Raw genomic sequence first — 15,421 nt, 5'->3', positions numbered from 1 at the left:
CCTCTCGGGCCTGATCGGCTCCGTTTCCTTCGGGGGTGGTCAGCACCACTTTGTGCTCGGGCGCCAGGAACGCCGAGGGGCCGATCAGCTCGCGCGCATGTGCGGTGTGCTCGGGAGTCGTCAAGTAGGGGTGTGCTCCCGCGCTGCGCTCCGCGGATAGCTTCAGCACCCGCGGGCCCAGCGCCGCCAGCACCCGGCGGTTGGCCGGCACGCCGTGCTCGTCGAGCCGGTCCAAATACTCCGTCAGCGCGTCGTAGGGCTTGCGGTATTCAGTGTGTGCCTCGGGATGGCCGACGCCGATGCCCAGCAGGAAGCGGCCAGGGTAGGCGTTGTCGATGCGGTGGAACGACTCGGCGACGGCCTCGGCGGGCGCTGTCCAAATGTTCACGATGCCGGTGGCCACCTGCAACGTCGTCGTCTGCTCGAGAATGGGCTCCACCCACTTCAGCTCGGCAGGCGGCGAGCCGCCGACCCACACGGCCCCGTAGCCGAGTGACTCGATTTCCATGGCTTGCTCCGGTGTGACACCGCGGCCGAACGATCCGAAGCGCCCGAGGTTGGGTTTGTTGGCAGCGGAATTGGTCATGGTTGCTCCAACTTGTCGGCAGACGGGCGGTATTCCGCCCTGGTCGCAGGCGGTAAAGGCCAGCGTCAGGGGCCGGCGTTGTTTTGGTCCAGCGCGGGCAAGCGAGTATTGTGGAACAGCGGTGCGGCGTCCGCCCCGACTCTTTGCTGTGCCCAGTCTGGGAATTCGCGGAATTTCCTGCTATCGGCTCACGTTTTGCAGTCGGTGCCAGTGCTGCGCCGAACCGGGCGCACCAAACAGCGCAACCACGAGCAAGCATACGGAGGGATCGCCGGAAGCTTATGGCGAAGAAAGACGGTGCCATCGAGGTCGAGGGCCGGGTGGTCGAGCCGTTGCCCAATGCGATGTTCCGCATTGAGCTGGAAAACGGCCACAAGGTGCTCGCCCACATCAGCGGCAAGATGCGGCAGCACTACATCCGCATTCTGCCCGAGGACCGGGTGGTGGTGGAGCTTTCCCCCTACGACCTCTCCCGGGGCCGCATCGTGTACCGGTACAAGTAACTAGAGCGCCCGAAACACCACGCCAACGACGGAAAACGACAGGACAGGATCGAAACAGCCGTGAAGGTGAACCCGAGCGTCAAGCCGATATGCGACAAATGCAGGGTGATCCGTCGGCATGGGCGGGTCATGGTGATCTGCTCCGATCCTCGCCACAAGCAGCGCCAGGGCTAAGCGGCGATCGCAAGCGCGGCGTAGCCGGGCGCAGCGGGTCGCCGCCATATGCCTGAGCCCGGCCGGGCGCCATAGACACGGCATAGACAACTGAATGCAGACCTCCCAGTACCTGTGAGCGGATGGGCCGCTCATCTCGCCCGGACGGAGGCCGGGCCCCGCCAGTAGGCGGGACGGACTGGGACCAGACCTCCGCAAAGAAAGAGGAATGCCGCACATGGCCCGACTCGTCGGCGTCGACCTGCCGCGCGATAAGCGCATGGAGGTCGCCCTGACCTACATCTACGGCATCGGCCGTACCCGCTCCAACGAGATCCTGACCGCGACCGGCATCGACCGGGACCTGCGCACCAAGGACCTCACCGATGACCAGCTCACCAGGCTGCGTGACTACATCGAAGGCAACCTAAAGGTGGAAGGTGATCTGCGCCGCGAGGTGCAGGCCGACATTCGCCGCAAGATCGAGATCGGCTGCTACCAGGGCTTGCGCCACCGTCGTGGCCTGCCCGTGCGCGGCCAGCGGACAAAGACCAACGCGCGGACCCGCAAGGGGCCCAAGCGCACCATCGCCGGCAAGAAGAAGGCCAGGTAAGCCATGCCACCCAAGAAGACCACCGCTGGACCCAAGAAGGGGCAAAAGACCCGCCGGCGGGAAAAGAAGAACGTACCGCACGGGGCGGCCCACATCAAAAGCACGTTCAACAACACGATCGTGACGATCACCGATCCGCAGGGCAACGTCATCGCTTGGGCGTCCTCTGGCCACGTCGGGTTCAAGGGGTCGCGTAAATCGACACCGTTCGCCGCGCAGCTGGCTGCCGAAAACGCGGCCCGCAAGGCCCAGGAGCACGGCGTGCGCAAGGTCGACGTGTTCGTCAAAGGTCCAGGCTCGGGCCGGGAGACCGCGATCCGGTCGCTACAGGCCGCGGGTCTGGAGGTCGGCGCGATCGCCGACGTCACTCCCCAGCCGCACAACGGTTGCCGTCCGCCCAAGCGGCGCCGCGTCTAGGAGAACAAGAACCGATGGCTCGTTACACCGGACCCGTTACCCGGAAATCGCGTCGGTTGCGCACCGACCTCGTCGGCGGCAGCCAGGCGTTCGAGAAGCGTCCTTATCCGCCCGGCCAGCACGGTCGCGCGCGGATCAAGGAGAGCGAATACCTGCTGCAGCTGCAGGAAAAGCAGAAGGCCCGCTTCACCTACGGCGTGATGGAAAAACAGTTCCGCCGCTATTACGAAGAGGCGGTGCGCCGTCCCGGCAAGACCGGTGAGGAGCTGCTGCAGATCCTGGAAAGCCGGCTCGACAATGTGGTCTACCGCGCCGGGTTGGCCCGTACCCGTAGGCACGCCCGCCAACTGGTCAGCCACGGCCACTTTCTGGTCAACGGCGTCAAGGTCAACATCCCCAGCTACCGGGTCTCGCAGTACGACATCATCGACGTGCGGGAAAAGTCGCTGAACACCGTGCCGTTTCAGATCGCACGCGAGACCGCCGGGGACCGGCCGATCCCAAGCTGGCTGCAGGTGGTCGGGGAGCGTCAACGGATCTTGATCCACCAGCTGCCGGAGCGGGCGCAGATCGACGTCCCGCTTAGCGAGCAGCTCATCGTCGAGTACTACTCGAAGTAATACTTCCGCACCGCCGGTGCGGACTTAACGGCATCAAATAGCGGGTGCCGAGAAGGAGATAGAAGAACACCATGCTGATCTCACAGCGACCAACCCTGTCCGAAGAGGTCATCACCGACAACCGTTCGCAGTTCGTCATCGAGCCGTTGGAGCCGGGATTCGGCTACACACTTGGTAACTCGCTGCGGCGCACGCTGCTGTCGTCGATTCCCGGCGCAGCGGTCACCAGCATCCGCATCGATGGTGTGCTGCACGAGTTCACCACCGTGCCCGGCGTCAAGGAAGATGTCACCGACATCATCTTGAACCTCAAGGGTCTGGTGGTGTCGTCCGAGGAGGACGAGCCGGTGACGATGTATCTGCGCAAGCAGGGTCCCGGTGCGGTCACCGCCGGTGACATTGTGCCGCCGGCCGGTGTCACGGTGCACAACCCCGACATGCACATCGCAACGCTCAACGACAAGGGCAAGCTCGAAGTCGAGCTGGTCGTCGAACGCGGCCGCGGCTACGTGCCCGCCGTGCAGAACAAAGCGTCGGGTGCCGAAATCGGCCGCATCCCAGTAGATTCCATCTACTCGCCGGTGCTCAAAGTCACCTACAAGGTGGACGCCACCCGTGTCGAGCAGCGCACCGACTTCGACAAACTGATCCTCGACGTCGAAACGAAGAGCTCGATCACTCCGCGCGATGCGCTCGCCTCGGCGGGAAAGACGCTGGTCGAACTGTTCGGGCTGGCAAGGGAACTCAACGTCGAAGCCGAGGGCATCGAGATCGGGCCGTCGCCGGCGGAGGCCGACCACATCGCCTCGTTCGCGCTGCCGATCGACGACCTGGACCTGACCGTGCGCTCTTACAACTGCCTGAAGCGCGAGGGCGTGCACACCGTCGGCGAGCTGGTGTCGCGCACCGAGTCCGATCTGCTCGACATCCGCAACTTCGGCCAGAAGTCGATCGACGAGGTGAAAGTCAAGCTGCACCAGTTAGGTCTGTCGCTCAAGGACAGCCCGGCCAGCTTCGACCCGTCGGAGGTCGCCGGTTACGACGCGGCCACCGGAACGTGGTCCAACGACGGCGGCTACGACGATCAGGACTACGCCGAAACCGAACAGCTCTAACACGTTCTGAGTCAAGACAGGAGCGTCTGCAATGCCCAAGCCCACCAAGGGCCGTCATCTCGGCGGATCGTCGTCACACCAGAAGGCGATCCTGGCCAACCTGGCCACAGCGCTGTTCGAGCACGGCCGGATCACGACCACCGAGCCCAAGGCGCGGGCGTTGCGGCCGTACGCCGAGAAGCTGATCACCCACGCCAAGAAGGGCACGCTGCACAATCGGCGCGAGGTGCTCAAGAAGATCCGCGACAAGGATGTGGTGCACACCCTGTTCGCCGAGATCGGGCCGCACTTCGCCGACCGTAACGGCGGCTACACCCGCATCATCAAGGTCGAGCCGCGCAAGGGCGACAACGCCCCGATGGCGGTGATCGAGCTGGTGCAAGAGAAGACGGTGACCGCGGAGGCCAACCGGGCCCGGCGGGTGGCGGCTGCGCAGGCCAAGGGCAAACAGGCGGAGTCCGCGGCGGCGGCCGCGGCGGCACCACAAGCTGCGGTGGAGCCGGACGCGGTCGTCGGTCAAGAGGCCGCTGCGCCTGCTGAAGCCGACAGCGCGGAAGTGGCTCCGGCCGCCGAGGCCGAGGCCACCGAACAGGCCGACACCGAGGAGGCCAAAGCTGACGAGCCGACGGAAGACTCAGACGAGTCCTGAGAACGCGATGAACGTGCCCGCCATCGACAACGGTGGCGGGCACGTTCGTCTGCGGCTCGACATCGCCTATGACGGAACGGATTTCGCCGGTTGGGCGGTTCAAGCCGGTCACCGCACCGTTGCCGGTGTGCTGGACGAGGCGCTGTCGACGGTGTTCCGGACGCCTGTGCGGTTGCGTGCGGCTGGGCGCACTGACACCGGTGTGCACGCCACCGGACAGGTGGCCCATGTCGATGTCCCCGTCGACGCGCTGCCCCACGCGTACCCGCGTGCACCGCGCCGCGGTGAACCCGAATTCCTGCCGCTGGTGCGGCGTCTCGGCCGGTTTCTGCCCGTCGATGTCCGGGTCCGCCGAATCGACCGAGCCCCAAAGGGTTTCGACGCCCGCTTTTCGGCGCTACGCCGCCACTACATCTACCGGTTGACGACAGCCCCTTATGGGACAGAGCCGCAGCAGGCGCGCTATGTCACTGTCTGGCCGCGCGAGGTGGACGTCGAGGCGATGACCGCGGCGTCGCGAGATCTGCTTGGGCTGCACGACTTCGCCGCGTTCTGCCGTCAGCGTGAGGGTGCCACCACCATCCGCGACCTGCAGCGGCTGGACTGGTCCCGCGACGGCTATGTGATCACCGCGCAGGTCAGCGCTGACGCGTTCTGCTGGTCGATGGTGCGGTCGCTGGTCGGGGCGCTGCTGGCCGTCGGTGAGCACCGGCGTACCGCTGACTGGTGCCGGCAGCTGCTGGCGTCGACGCGCCGGTCGAGCGACTTCTCGGCCGCGCCAGCCCGTGGTTTGACGCTGGTCGGAGTGGACTATCCGCCCGAAGACCAGCTCGAGGCGCGCGTTCTGATTACCCGTGACCTGCGGTCACGGACAGCCGACTAAACCCTGGCGGCGACGAAACGCGCCGCCTGAGTGGTCATCGTGGGCACGTAGCCGGTGTGGGCGCTCCACGTGTTGCCATTCGAGCAGACCGGGTCACCGCCGGTGCACAGGTCGATGGTTTTGGCCGTGTATTGCGGACTCACGCTCGTCAGCACCCCGCCCAAATGATCCGACGGATTGCCGAAGACAGCGACCGCTGCGACATGATCAGCCACGTCGGGCGGCAACGGCCGAGTAAAGCCCACGCCCCCCACCGGCGCGGCGGTGACGATGTCGACGACCGCGGCACCCTGGGAATAGCCGCCGAGCACCAGCTTGGTATCCGGGCATTTGTTGGCCATGTCCTGGAGGTGGCCACTGGCGTCGTCGGCGCCGGTTGTCGCGGCAAGGAAGTTGTAACTGGCCGGGTAACTGACCCCGTACGTCCCCACGGATTTAGCCGGCAGTTGCGAGCGCAACGAACTGACGAAGGCGTTGCCGACACTGCCGACTCCGGGCGGTTCGCCGGTGCCTCGGGCGAATACCACCTCGACATCCGGGCACGACGCCGCGGCGACCGGACTCGACGCTAGCGGCGGAACTGCCAGTGCGGGCGCCATCAGCAGGCCGAAGAACGCCGCGACCCGGCTGAAACTCATGCCCGATCTATCGGGCGCATCGACCGGCGCGTTACCGAACGACGGTTCGTGATGCGATGTCGGAACCGGCGGTCGATCCCGGGCCGACCGGTGACCCGGGGCCCGGGGTCACGCTAGGCCAGGGAAGCGAGCCCGATCCGGCGGTTAAAAGCTTGGCCGCGATGAATGTCGCCGCCTGAGTGGTGTAGGTGGGCACATAACCGTCGGTGTGGTCGCTCCACTCATTGCCCGGGCCGGCGTGACAGATCGGGTCACCGGGGTTGCACAGGTCGATGGCTTTGGCCCCCAACAGCTGACTTTGACTGGAAACCGTAGTGCCTGAGCGGTCGGCGATATTGCCGAAGGTAGCGAGGGCCGTGATGTTGTCGACATATTGCGGGGGCAACGAACTACCCCAGGTGACGCCACCGACGGGAACCCCGGCCACGATGTCCATCACCGACGCACCCTGCGAGTACCCACCCAGCACGATCTTGCTGTTCGGGCACGCTTGAACCACGTCCTTGACCCGCTTGATGGTGTCGTTGGCGCCGTCGCCGCCGCCCAGTTGGAGTTTGCCCGCCGGATAGTTCACGCCATAAGCGTCGATGTTCAGTCCGGTCTGCTGGCGCAGCGAGTCGACGAGGGCTTGGCCGACGCGTCCGACGCCAGCCGGCTCGCCGGTGCCGCGGGCGAAGATCACTTCGACATCGGGGCAATCAACCGCGGATGCCGTGGGAAGGGTTGCTGAAACGGCGCTCGATGCGCCCAGCATGACGCCCGCGGCCAACACGGCCGCGGCGCCCAGCCCGGCCCAGCGTGCGGCTGACCGCCGACGGTTCTGTGGAGCGCATAAGTCGTGGTTGTGCACGGGAAGATGGTACCGGGTAGTCGGGAATGCGGCTTGGTTGAGCCGCTTGAATGCCCCTGCTGTGGAAAGACGCGACGGCCGTCGCGGGCCTCCCCATATCGTGAAGCCGAATCGGCGCGGGGGACGACATGGCATGGCAACCGACGACGCGGCTGCACGTCAGCGGGTATCGATTCCTGCTGCGCCGGCTTGAATGCGCGCTGCTGCGGCGAAACCTCGATACGGTCGACGAACCGATGCGCGCCCACACGGCCTCTTTCGCGCTGGGCTGCCTGCTGGCGATCGTCGTCATCGCGGGGTGCGCGGTCCTGGCGTTTATGCGGCCGCAGCCGGCGCTGGAAGGTGCGCCGATCGTCATGGGTCAGCACTCCGCGGCACTCTACGTACGAATGGGCGACACCTGGCACCCGGTGCTGAACCTGGTGTCCGCGCAGCTGATCGCAGCGTCGAACATCGATCCGCGCCCGGTGCGCGAGGCGGATCTGAGCCGCACCAAGCGTGGTCCCCTGCTCGGCATCCCGGGTGCTCCTCAGCTGCTCGGCGAGCCGCTGGGCGCCGGCGAATCAGAATGGGCGATATGCGACAGCGGCGGCGAGACCTCACCGACCACCTCCGTCGTCGTCGGTTCCACGGCCGGGCCGCAATCTCGCAGGCTGGCCGCTGACCAGACCATCCTGGTTACGCCCGAATCCCGTACGCCGACCTACCTGCTCTACAACGGACGCCGCGCGGTAGTCGATACGGCCGACCCGGCGATTGTGCGAGGATTGCGGTTGGAAGGCGTTGTGCCGCGGATTGTTTCGCGGTCGTTGTTGAACGCGGTCCCGGAGGTGCCGCCGATCTCTGCTCCGCGAATCCCGCACCCCGGCGGCCCTGGACCGGCAACGCTTCCCGGGTTTGCAGTCGGCAGCGTGCTCCGCGTCACCCGCGCCGACAGCGACGAGTACTACGTCGTCTTGCCCGGCGGCGTCCAGCGAATCGGTCACCTCGCTGCGGAGTTGGTGCGCCTGCACGACTCACAAGGCGCGCGCACCATTGTTTCGGTAGCGCCGGACGTGATCGGCGCTGTCCCCGTGGTAAATGCCTTGCCGGTCTCTACGTTTCCCGACCGGACGCCAGTACCCGTCGGTGCCCAGGACGCGGCGCTGTGCTTGGCGTGGGCGCCGACCGACTCCGGTCATGTCGACGTTTTCTTCTTGACGGACGGACTTCCCGTGCCAACCGGGCAGGCGCCGGTGGTGCTGTCGCAGGCCGACGGAGAAGGGCCGGCGGTGGATGCGGTCTACCTTCCGCCGGGCCGCAGCGCCTATGTGCGTTCCACCGGTCTCTCCGGTGACACGACGCCGGCCGGCACCCGTTATTTGGTCACCGACACGGGGGTGCGGTTCGCCGTGCATGACGACGAGGCGGCCCATGCTCTCGGTCTTGCGGCGGCCGTCGCGGCACCGTGGCCGGTGTTGGCCGCGTTGCCCGAGGGGCCGGAACTCAGTAGGCAAAGCGCGTCAGTCGCACGCGATGTCGTCGTGCCCGCGCGCGGCGGGCGGGGTTCGCAACCGCCGTAGCCGCGTGGCAGTGGTTCCGGTGCTCACCGCCGCGGCAAGCACTACGACGCAGATCGCCGCGCCGGTGAACGCGATGTGTCTGGCTGTACGGCTCGGTCGTGGCGGCACGGCCGGCGCCTGAATCGCCACGGGATTCGCCGGCGCCCGGCGGGTGGTGGTGGTCGGTGGCGCGTCGGTGCTGACCGCCGCCAACGCATCGACGACCCCGTTGCCGACCACGGGATCCCATCCGCCGGGCGGGCGATGTGCGGTGGCCTCGATGCGCTGCATCACCTGCCGTGCCGTCAGCGTCGGGAAGCGCGATCGGATCAACGCTGCCAGCCCGCTGACCACGGGTGCCGCGTAACTGGTTCCGGATAGCGGTGCCGGGCCGCCCGGCCCGACAACTGAATTCACCATCCCGTCACCGACGGGGCTAAGGGATGTGACAGCCTCACCGGGGGCTGCCACATCCACCCACGGTCCGGAGATGCTGAACGCCGACGGTGCGCCCTGTGCGTTCACCGAACCCACCGTGAGGACATAATCGTCGTACCACGCCGGACTGACCGCGACCGCCACGGTATCCCATGTTGGTTGCGGCGGCGGCGCCGGACATCGTCCCGCGCCGCCGGTGTTTCCGGCTGCGGCGACCACGACGGCGTTCTTGACATCAACCGCGTAGGCCAGCGCGGCTCCGAGAGACCGGTCGTCGAAGGTGGATTCGGCAGGCATGCAAGCGACCGCCGAAATGTTGATCACCGATGCACCCAGATCCGCGGCCGTCCGCACGGCCTTGGCCATGGTCTCCACGTCACCGACGCCTGTGTTGGATCCGTTGGCGACGGCTCCGAATTTAGTGCTGGACTGGCGGATGCTGATCACGGTGGCTTCCGGGGCGACACCACTGAAATGGTCCGCGGCCTTGGAATCCCGTCGCGCTGCGATGATTCCGGCGACGATGGTGCCGTGGCCGTCGCAATCCTGGGTGCCGTCGCCGGTTGACACGTAGTCACCACCGGCGACCACGTTCGGCAACCGCCGGTGCGGCGAGACCCCGGTGTCGATGATCGCCACCCGCTGGCCGGAGCCACGCGTGAGCTCCCATACACGGGGTAAGTCAAGACCCGCCAGCTGACCGGACTTGTCCAGGCCGCCCAAGCCAGGCTCGGCTGACGGCACGCTGCACAACCCACGCTGCACCGTCGGCTGCGGCGGCGCTGGCGGCGCCGGCTCCGGTAACCGACTGTGGTCGATCGCTGGCGGCGATACGGCATGAGCCGGCACTGCGGCACACGGGTAAAAGACGATCAGCGCAACGGAAACCGCGATGTGTACGCCGCGTGCGGTCATGGCAGGCTCAGGCCACGAACGGCCCCGTACAACCCGCATAGCCAACACGCCAGCGGCACGATCGCGGCTAACGCGAGATACTCCAGCAGATCGATGCCGCGCCGCGCCACCGGCGACAACCTGACCGCCGGCGTGATGAAGCCCAGGCACAGCGCGGTGAAGGCGAGCGTGGCTGTGGTGGCGACGATCCACGGCACCTGCGGTGGCCCAGCGACCGCGGCCACGAAACTGGCAGTAAGTGCGCCAGTTCCACTCATGGTGAGCACTAAACGCCTAACCAGGCCGGCTTCCGCGCGTGCGCGTAACAGCAGCACCGCAGCGATGATGGTGGCGAACGCGATCCGGCCGAGGCGGGGAATGCCGGTGCTGTAGGCCTCGATCGCTGCGCCGGTCGCCGCTGAGACCGACCATGTGGCGACCAGGGTCGTTAGCCACTCGTCGGCGCGGATTGCCTTGGCCGAGAGCTGTTCTGGATTCGATGACGGCGGCGGGGCGGCGTTATCGGTCGGCAGCCGGGGCGATAACCCTGCCAACACTGCCGACAGCCGCGCAGAGAACTCGAGCAGCCCCAACGATGCCACGGTAGGCGCCAAGGCGACCGCGTGCAGTGGCGCAGCCGTGACAATAGCCACCAGCGCAGTGATGGCGGCGATGATCGCGCAGCACGCGGTGGTGGTGAACGTCACGGCGCCGCATCCGGTTACGCGCAGCGCCAACACCGACGTCACAGCCGCAGCCATCGCGCCGAGCAGCGTGTTCGGCGCTGCCGGGCCGCCAGGAACCGCGAACAGTCCTGCGAATGCGGCGAACCCGGTCCCTAGCAGACCCAGAGTCAGCGCCGCCATGCGGTCTCCATGCACGCGGTGGGCAATCGCCGCCGCGAGCAGAGCGGCGCAACTGACGATCCCAGCCACGCCGGCTGCGCCGACGCCGTGCCGGACATCGTTGGTGGTGAAAGTGTGGATCAGCGCCAAGCCGCCCACGCTGGTCAGCCAGGCGGCGGCCAGCGCGGCGGTGAGCCGTGCCGCTTGCCAGCTCCACGGTCGAGCGACCCCGTCGAGGATGGTTGACACCGCTTCTGCCGCATCTTCGAACCGCGGTGCCGGCAGCTCGGTTGGCGAGGACGTCAGGACAAGCACCGTGCCATCGCGAATATGCTGCTGCGCGAGGGTTTTCGACGCGGTCAGTGCGGGGCCGCCGATACGGGACAGCCGGTAGCGGACCGCATCCGTGTCGGTGCGGGGAGCGCCTGCGGTCGCGAGGATATCGACGATCGACGGTATAAGCGTCGCAACGGCAACTGCAGCTGGCAAAGCCAGGTCGACATGGACGCCGTCGGCGTGCACCGAAACGCGGCACAGGCTGGCGTTCGGCACCATCTACCCCTTTTGCTTGTCGCTTTGCGCCGAGCTGAGACGGTAGTGCGTCGGGCGAGCCGCTGCGTTCCTTCATCCACAGCTGACTTGCCCGCGGCTGAGCACCTGCATACGGTGGCTGCGATTCGGCGGGGGAAGGTCGGCGATGAGCCACTGCGACACCACGTGCACCACGGATTTCGAGTTGGCGCCTCGGCAGCCGCCGCCGACATTCACCACCAAAGAGATCGCGGTTGCGCCGCCGCCCGCGCTAGCCGGGCCAGCGCGAAACAGCCTGCTGATCCGCCTGTTGCCCGTCGTGATGGCTGTGGCTACGGCCGGCATGATGGCCGTAGCATTCGGTTCACGCTCGGCGGTCACCCGCAATCCGATGTTTCTGGCCTTCCCGGCGATGATGCTGATCTCCGTGGTGGTCACGGCGCTGGCCGGACGTGACGGTCGGCGCACCGCCGAGCTCGACCGCGACCGTGCGGACTACCTGAGCTATTTGTCTGTTCTTCGCGCTGCGGTGACCAAAACAGCTGCCGCGCAATACTCCTCGTTGGTCTGGTGCCATCCTGATCCCGAATCACTGTGGACGCTGATCGGCGGGCCGCGGATGTGGGAGCGCCGCCCCGCTGACGCCGACTTCGGTCAAGTGCGCATCGGCACCGGACTCCAGCCCCTGGCCAGCCGGTTGGTGGGGCCGGACAGGCCGCCGGATCGAATGGACCCGGTCACCGCGAGTGCGTTGCGCAGCTTCCTGGAGGTGCATTCCACGATCGAGTCCGCGCCTGTGTCGATCGAGATGCGCGGAGCGCCAAGTGTGACGATCGACGGCGACCCGGCCTGCGCACGTGCACTGGTGCGCGCGATGATCTGCCAACTGGCCGTGCTGCATACCCCTGAACAGCTGTTGATCGCGGCCGCAATCAGCGACACCAATCACCGCCACTGGGAGTGGCTCAAGTGGTTGCCGCACTTCCAGCATCCGGGCACCAGCGACGAGGCTGGCACCGCCCGAATGCGTTATCGGACCCTGGCCGACCTCGAGGCCGCGCTTGGCGACCTTCGCGGCCACTCCCTGGTTGTGGCTGTCGTGGACGGCGATATCGACAGCTGCTCGGCAACTGCAGGGTTGACGGTGCTCAAGGTCGGCGCAGGCGGTGCGGATGCCGGGCAGGTCATTCTGCGGGTAAGCGCCACGGACGTTCTGGTGCGCGAGGCCGGTCGGAACGACGTGGTGGCCTGGCCCGATCAACTCGATGCCATCGACGCGCTGGTGTGCGCCCAGCGGCTGTCCGCATACCGCCTCGACCGATCCAATCGAGATAGTGCGCGGGCGGGCGGTAGGTGCTGGCATCATCTGCTGGGCATCGGCGACGTCTTGGCCTTCGACCCCCCGGACCGCTGGCACATGTTGAATTACTGTGACCGGCTTCGTGTTCCGATCGGAACCACGGTCGACGGCGCACCGGTGGAGCTCGACATCAAGGAAGCCGCCGAACATGGCATGGGCCCGCATGGCCTGTGTATCGGCGCTACCGGTTCGGGCAAGTCGGAACTGCTTCGCACCGTCGCGCTCGGCATGTTGGCCCGCCACTCGCCGGAGGTGCTCAACCTGGTCCTAATCGATTTCAAAGGTGGGGCAACGTTTCTCGGCCTGGAGCGTGCTCCGCATGTCGCCGCCGTCATCACCAACCTCTCCGACGAGGCGCCGCTGGTTGCCCGGATGAGCGACGCGCTGGCCGGCGAGATCAACCGACGCCAGCAGATACTCAGGCGGGCGGGCAACTTCGTCAGCGCCGATGCCTATGAGCACGCTCGACGTGCGGGCGCACAGTTGCCGGCGCTGCCCGCATTGTTCATCATCGTCGACGAATATTCGGAGTTGCTTCGGCAGCACCCCGATTTCGCCGAAACATTCGCAGCGATCGGCCGGCTGGGCCGGTCTTTGGGGATGCATCTGTTGCTGGCCAGTCAGCGCCTCGACGAGGGTCGGCTGCGCGGACTGGAATCTCACCTGTCGTATCGGATATGCCTGAAAACACTGTCGGCCAACGAATCGCGGGTAGTTCTCGGAAAACCCGATGCTTTCGAGTTGCCCAACAGCCCCGGCGTCGGCTTCCTGCAAACAGCAAGCGCCGAGTCGATCCGGTTCCAGACGGCCTTTGTTTCCGGTCCCTGTCCGCCGGGCACCGAGCACCACGAAATCGGCGACGACGCGGGGATGCCCATTGTCAGTGTGTTCACCGCTGCACCGACGGGGCCAGTGACCGCGACGCGCATCGACCGAGCTGATGACATGTCCCCGCGTACCGTTCTTCAGGCGGTGGTGGAGGGGCTCGCCCGGTGCGGCCCGGCCGCACAACAGGTGTGGCTGCCGCCGCTGGGGGCGGCGCCTGCACTCGACCGTGTGCTGCACGACGCTGGACTTGTCGTCGGGCAAGCCGCATCGCCAGATTTGGCCGTACCGATCGGCGTCGTGGATCGGCCCTACGAGCAGCAGCGCACGCTGATGACCGTCGACCTGTCCGCGGCGGCAGGCAACGTCGCAGTGGTGGGCGCCCCTCAGTCGGGTAAGTCGACGACGCTGCGCACGCTGATCGTGGCGCTGGCCGCGACGCACGATCCGGGGCGGGTGCAGTTCTACTGCTTGGACTTTGGCGGAGGGGCGTTGGAGTCCACACGGTGTGTGCCCCACGTGGGGTCGGTGGCCAGCAGAGCCCAACCCGATCTCGTGACGCGCACTGTGGCGGAACTGGAGTCGCTCATTCGACGGCGCGAGGCCCTGTTCCGCGAGCGGGGGATCGAATCGATGGCAAGGTATCGGCAGCTGCGGAGCCGGCAGATGACACGTGATCGGTTTGGTGATGTCTTCCTGGTTGTCGACGGATGGGCGAACATGCGCCAGCAGTTCCCCGCGCTGGAGGAATCGATCGTCGCCCTTGCCGCTCAGGGCTTGTCGTTTGGTGTGCATGTGGTGATGTCGGCATCGCGTTGGGCCGATATCCGGCCTGGGCTGAAGGATCAGCTCGGCACCCGTATCGAGTTGCGGCTAGGTGATCCCGCGGATTCCGAGGTGGACCGCAAGCAGGCTCAACGGGTACCCAAAGACAGGCCGGGCCGCGGCCTGACGCCGGACGGGCTACACATGGTGATCGCGCTGCCACGGCTCGACGGCGTTACGTCGAGCGCGGGACTGGCCGAGGCCACGGTGCAGTTGGGGGAGACGCTTCGGCGCCGCTACGGCGAATCCGCTGCTGCTCCTGTGCAGCTCTTGCCGGCCCGTATCGAGCATCATGCCGTACTGCAGCGAGCAGGCGACGAACTCGGTGCACATATTTTGCTGGGTTTGGAGGAACGCGAATTGCGCGCTTGCCCATGCGACTTGGACCAGCATCAGCATCTGCTAATCCTCGGGGACAACCAGTGCGGCAAGACTGCAGCGTTGCGCACGCTATGCCGCGAGATCACCCGGACCAAAACTACTGGGCAGGCCCGAGTTGTCATCGTGGATTTCCGGCGCAGCCTGCTCGGCGTTGTCGAGTCCGACCACCTTGCCGGCTACGCCGTTTCGACACCGATACTCGAACGGTTGCTCACTGAACTGCTGACCGTGCTGCAGCGCCGGATGCCTCCGCCGCAGGCCACCCAACAACAGTTACGCACCAGATCGTGGTGGCGAGGCCCTGACCTATATCTGGTCGTCGACGACTACGACTTGGTCGCCAACGCTGCCGGTAACCCGCTGGCTGCAATCGTCGAATATCTCCCGTACGCAGCAGATCTGGGCTTGCATCTGCTGGTGGCGCGGCGCAGCGGGGGCGCGGCGCGTGCCATGTTCGAGCCGCTGCTGGCCGGGCTGCGCGAGCTGGGCTGCATGGGCTTGATGATGAGCGCCGACCCGGAAGAAGGCCCACTGATCGGGTCTGTCCGCCCGACGCCGCTGCCCCCCGGGCGCGGCATCCTGGTCACGCGCGGCCGCGCACAGCAGGTGCAGGTCTCCTGGAGCCCGCCGCCGTGAGCGATCACGTGATCATCGAAGCCGGACCAGCAACAGTCCGTCGATTGGATTGCGCCACAACATGTTTCGATGCCCAATTCGTGGCGCCGGCACTGGACCCGATAGACGACCCGGTAGC

General features: G+C 66.6%; 14 protein-coding genes and 1 pseudogene (1 of these 15 cut by a window edge). 10 read left to right on the top strand and 5 right to left on the bottom strand.

Annotated features, from left to right (window positions below):
* A pseudogene (locus ACFE99_RS02760) lies at positions 1-586 on the bottom strand (LLM class F420-dependent oxidoreductase) (it extends 280 nt beyond the left edge of the window).
* A 281-nt stretch (positions 587-867) separates the two neighbouring features.
* On the opposite strand from ACFE99_RS02760, the gene infA reads away from it, so the two are divergent.
* The 8 genes from infA (at position 868) to truA (ending at position 5,539) form a co-directional block, all read left to right on the top strand.
* Entirely contained in the window at positions 868-1,089 is a 222-nt protein-coding gene (gene infA, locus ACFE99_RS02755) for a translation initiation factor IF-1 (protein ID WP_003418601.1), read from the top strand.
* Positions 1,090-1,149: 60 nt separating this feature from the next.
* Positions 1,150-1,263 (top strand): 50S ribosomal protein L36, encoded by a 114-nt coding sequence (gene rpmJ / locus ACFE99_RS02750; protein ID WP_003879483.1) that lies wholly within the window; start codon positions 1,150-1,152, stop codon positions 1,261-1,263.
* Positions 1,264-1,480: 217 nt separating this feature from the next.
* Positions 1,481-1,855: a 30S ribosomal protein S13 gene (gene rpsM / locus ACFE99_RS02745; protein WP_375482190.1), complete on the top strand. Its 375-nt coding sequence runs from the start codon at positions 1,481-1,483 to the stop codon at positions 1,853-1,855.
* 3 nt (positions 1,856-1,858) lie between these two features.
* A complete protein-coding gene (gene rpsK, locus ACFE99_RS02740; protein ID WP_083088235.1) occupies positions 1,859-2,272 on the top strand; it encodes a 30S ribosomal protein S11 in 414 nt (137 codons plus the stop codon).
* A gap of 14 nt (positions 2,273-2,286) precedes the next feature.
* Complete coding sequence (rpsD, locus tag ACFE99_RS02735; RefSeq protein WP_375482187.1) at positions 2,287-2,892, top strand: 30S ribosomal protein S4; 606 nt, start codon at positions 2,287-2,289, stop codon at positions 2,890-2,892.
* A 71-nt stretch (positions 2,893-2,963) separates the two neighbouring features.
* On the top strand, positions 2,964-4,007 hold the full coding sequence (locus tag ACFE99_RS02730; protein ID WP_375482185.1) for a DNA-directed RNA polymerase subunit alpha: 1,044 nt from the start codon (positions 2,964-2,966) through the stop codon (positions 4,005-4,007).
* Positions 4,008-4,038: 31 nt separating this feature from the next.
* Positions 4,039-4,656: a 50S ribosomal protein L17 gene (rplQ, locus tag ACFE99_RS02725; protein WP_375482183.1), complete on the top strand. Its 618-nt coding sequence runs from the start codon at positions 4,039-4,041 to the stop codon at positions 4,654-4,656.
* A 7-nt stretch (positions 4,657-4,663) separates the two neighbouring features.
* Positions 4,664-5,539 (top strand): tRNA pseudouridine(38-40) synthase TruA, encoded by an 876-nt coding sequence (gene truA, locus ACFE99_RS02720; protein WP_375482181.1) that lies wholly within the window; start codon positions 4,664-4,666, stop codon positions 5,537-5,539.
* Here truA and ACFE99_RS02715 read toward each other — a convergent pair.
* Together ACFE99_RS02715 and ACFE99_RS02710 are read right to left on the bottom strand one after the other, a co-directional pair.
* Complete coding sequence (locus ACFE99_RS02715) at positions 5,536-6,177, bottom strand: cutinase family protein (protein WP_375482179.1); 642 nt, start codon at positions 6,175-6,177, stop codon at positions 5,536-5,538. The genes truA and ACFE99_RS02715 overlap by 4 nt on opposite strands.
* A gap of 31 nt (positions 6,178-6,208) precedes the next feature.
* Positions 6,209-6,931 carry a cutinase family protein gene (locus tag ACFE99_RS02710; protein ID WP_375482253.1) on the bottom strand — a complete coding sequence of 241 codons (723 nt, stop codon included), beginning with the start codon at positions 6,929-6,931 and terminating at the stop codon, positions 6,209-6,211.
* Positions 6,932-7,155: 224 nt separating this feature from the next.
* Here ACFE99_RS02710 and eccB point away from each other — a divergent pair, with 224 nt between their 5' ends.
* Positions 7,156-8,589 (top strand): type VII secretion protein EccB, encoded by a 1,434-nt coding sequence (gene eccB / locus ACFE99_RS02705; protein ID WP_375482177.1) that lies wholly within the window; start codon positions 7,156-7,158, stop codon positions 8,587-8,589.
* Here eccB and mycP read toward each other — a convergent pair.
* Complete coding sequence (gene mycP, locus ACFE99_RS02700; protein WP_375482175.1) at positions 8,530-9,921, bottom strand: type VII secretion-associated serine protease mycosin; 1,392 nt, start codon at positions 9,919-9,921, stop codon at positions 8,530-8,532. The genes eccB and mycP overlap by 60 nt on opposite strands.
* On the bottom strand, positions 9,918-11,300 hold the full coding sequence (eccD, locus tag ACFE99_RS02695; RefSeq protein WP_375482173.1) for a type VII secretion integral membrane protein EccD: 1,383 nt from the start codon (positions 11,298-11,300) through the stop codon (positions 9,918-9,920). The genes mycP and eccD overlap by 4 nt, the downstream gene beginning before the upstream one ends.
* A gap of 142 nt (positions 11,301-11,442) precedes the next feature.
* On the opposite strand from eccD, the gene eccCa reads away from it, so the two are divergent.
* Positions 11,443-15,303, top strand: coding sequence for a type VII secretion protein EccCa (eccCa, locus tag ACFE99_RS02690; RefSeq protein ID WP_375482171.1), 3,861 nt, complete (start codon positions 11,443-11,445; stop codon positions 15,301-15,303).
* Positions 15,304-15,421 lie beyond the last annotated feature (118 nt).

It is taken from the genome of uncultured Mycobacterium sp. (genome assembly GCF_964249325.1).
Lineage (GTDB): Bacteria > Actinomycetota > Actinomycetes > Mycobacteriales > Mycobacteriaceae > Mycobacterium.
This window is presented reverse-complemented; position numbering and strand designations above follow the sequence as displayed.

Bases quoted from the DNA above. Each gene is read 5' to 3' on its own strand.
- infA (WP_003418601.1), top strand. From the start codon at position 868: ATGGCGAAGAAAGACGGTGCCATCGAGGTCGAGGGCCGGGTGGTCGAG.
- rpsM (WP_375482190.1), top strand. From the start codon at position 1,481: ATGGCCCGACTCGTCGGCGTCGACCTGCCGCGCGATAAGCGCATGGAG.
- rpsK (WP_083088235.1), top strand. From the start codon at position 1,859: ATGCCACCCAAGAAGACCACCGCTGGACCCAAGAAGGGGCAAAAGACC.
- rpsD (WP_375482187.1), top strand. From the start codon at position 2,287: ATGGCTCGTTACACCGGACCCGTTACCCGGAAATCGCGTCGGTTGCGC.
- ACFE99_RS02730 (WP_375482185.1), top strand. From the start codon at position 2,964: ATGCTGATCTCACAGCGACCAACCCTGTCCGAAGAGGTCATCACCGAC.
- rplQ (WP_375482183.1), top strand. From the start codon at position 4,039: ATGCCCAAGCCCACCAAGGGCCGTCATCTCGGCGGATCGTCGTCACAC.
- truA (WP_375482181.1), top strand. From the start codon at position 4,664: ATGAACGTGCCCGCCATCGACAACGGTGGCGGGCACGTTCGTCTGCGG.
- ACFE99_RS02715 (WP_375482179.1), bottom strand. From the start codon at position 6,177: ATGAGTTTCAGCCGGGTCGCGGCGTTCTTCGGCCTGCTGATGGCGCCC.
- ACFE99_RS02710 (WP_375482253.1), bottom strand. From the start codon at position 6,931: ATGCTGGGCGCATCGAGCGCCGTTTCAGCAACCCTTCCCACGGCATCC.
- eccB (WP_375482177.1), top strand. From the start codon at position 7,156: ATGGCATGGCAACCGACGACGCGGCTGCACGTCAGCGGGTATCGATTC.
- mycP (WP_375482175.1), bottom strand. From the start codon at position 9,921: ATGACCGCACGCGGCGTACACATCGCGGTTTCCGTTGCGCTGATCGTC.
- eccD (WP_375482173.1), bottom strand. From the start codon at position 11,300: ATGGTGCCGAACGCCAGCCTGTGCCGCGTTTCGGTGCACGCCGACGGC.
- eccCa (WP_375482171.1), top strand. From the start codon at position 11,443: ATGAGCCACTGCGACACCACGTGCACCACGGATTTCGAGTTGGCGCCT.